General features: G+C 63.9%; 1 protein-coding gene. It reads left to right on the forward strand.

Annotated features, from left to right (window positions below; translation table 11 throughout):
* A partial coding sequence (locus CH291_RS00070) for an acyl-CoA carboxylase subunit beta (protein ID WP_218829004.1) occupies positions 1-1,596 on the forward strand: 1,596 nt, incomplete at its 5' end.

Consider the following 1,596-nt stretch of genomic DNA (forward strand, 5'->3'; position numbering starts at 1 on the left):
CCCGATATCCATACCACTGCGGGTAAATTGGCCGATCTTCGTAAACGTCTCGCGGTTGCGGAGATTCCGTCCGGTGAGGCAGCGGTGGACAAGGTCCACGCCAAAGGCAAGCTCACCGCCCGCGAACGGATCACCGCGTTGCTCGACGAGGGCTCGTTCGTCGAACTCGACGCCCTCGCCCGGCACCGCTCCCAGAACTTCGGGCTCGGGGACAACCGGCCCTTCGGTGACGGTGTCGTCACCGGCTACGGCACCGTCGACGGCCGCGATGTGTGCGTGTTCTCCCAGGACGCAACCGTCTTCGGCGGCTCCCTGGGCGAAATCTACGGCGAGAAGATCGTCAAGGTCATGGACCTGGCCGTCAAAACCGGACGCCCCCTGGTCGGGATCAACGAAGGTGCCGGAGCCCGCATCCAGGAAGGCGTCGTCTCCCTCGGGTTGTACGGCGAGATCTTCCACCGCAACGTCCGCGCCTCCGGGGTCATCCCCCAGATCTCGGTGATCATGGGACCCGCCGCCGGCGGGCACGTCTACTCCCCGGCACTGACCGACTTCGTGGTCATGGTCGACGGCACCTCCCAGATGTTCGTCACCGGACCCGACGTCATCAAAACCGTCACCGGCGAGAACGTCACCATGGAAGAACTCGGTGGCGCGCACACCCACATGGAGAAATCCGGTGTCGCGCACTACGTCGCCTCCGGCGAACAAGACGCCCTCGACTACGTCCGCGACCTCCTGTCCTACCTACCGAGCAACAATCGCGCCGACGCCCCCCGCACCGCACCGTCGGACCCGATCACCGGGTCCATCGAGGACAATCTGACCGCCGAGGATCTCGAACTCGACACCCTGATCCCCGACTCACCGAACACCCCGTACGACATGCACGAGGTCATCACCCGGATCCTCGACGACGACGAATTCCTCGAAGTCCAAGAAGGTCGGGCCCGCAACATCATCGTCGGGTTCGGGCGCATCGACGGTCGATCGGTGGGGATCGTGGCCAACCAACCCACCCAGTTCGCCGGAACGTTGGACATCGATGCTTCCGAGAAAGCAGCCCGGTTCGTGCGGACCTGCGACTGCTTCAACGTCCCGATCATCACCCTGGTCGATGTTCCCGGGTTCCTGCCCGGAACCGGGCAGGAATACAACGGCATCATCCGACGCGGCGCGAAACTGCTCTACGCCTACGGCGAAGCGACCGTCGGCAAGATCACCGTCATCACCCGCAAAGCGTACGGCGGCGCCTACGACGTGATGGGATCCAAGCACATGGGAGCCGACGTCAACCTCGCATGGCCGACCGCGCAGATCGCCGTCATGGGAGCCTCCGGCGCCGTCGGATTCGTCTACCGCAAACAGTTGCTCGAAGCCGCGAAGAACGGTGAAGACGTCGACGCCCTGCGCCTGAGGTTGCAGCAGGAATACGAAGACACCCTCGTCAACCCCTACATCGCCGCCGAACGCGGCTACCTCGGCGCCGTCATACCCCCCAGCCACACCCGCGGCCAGATCGTCACCGCACTACGACTACTCGAACGCAAACAAGTCACCCTCCCACCCAAGAAACACGGAAACATCCCACTATGA

Origin of the sequence: Rhodococcus sp. 14-1411-2a, assembly GCF_002259485.1 — a bacterium.
In the GTDB taxonomy this organism is placed as follows: Bacteria; Actinomycetota; Actinomycetes; order Mycobacteriales; family Mycobacteriaceae; genus Rhodococcoides.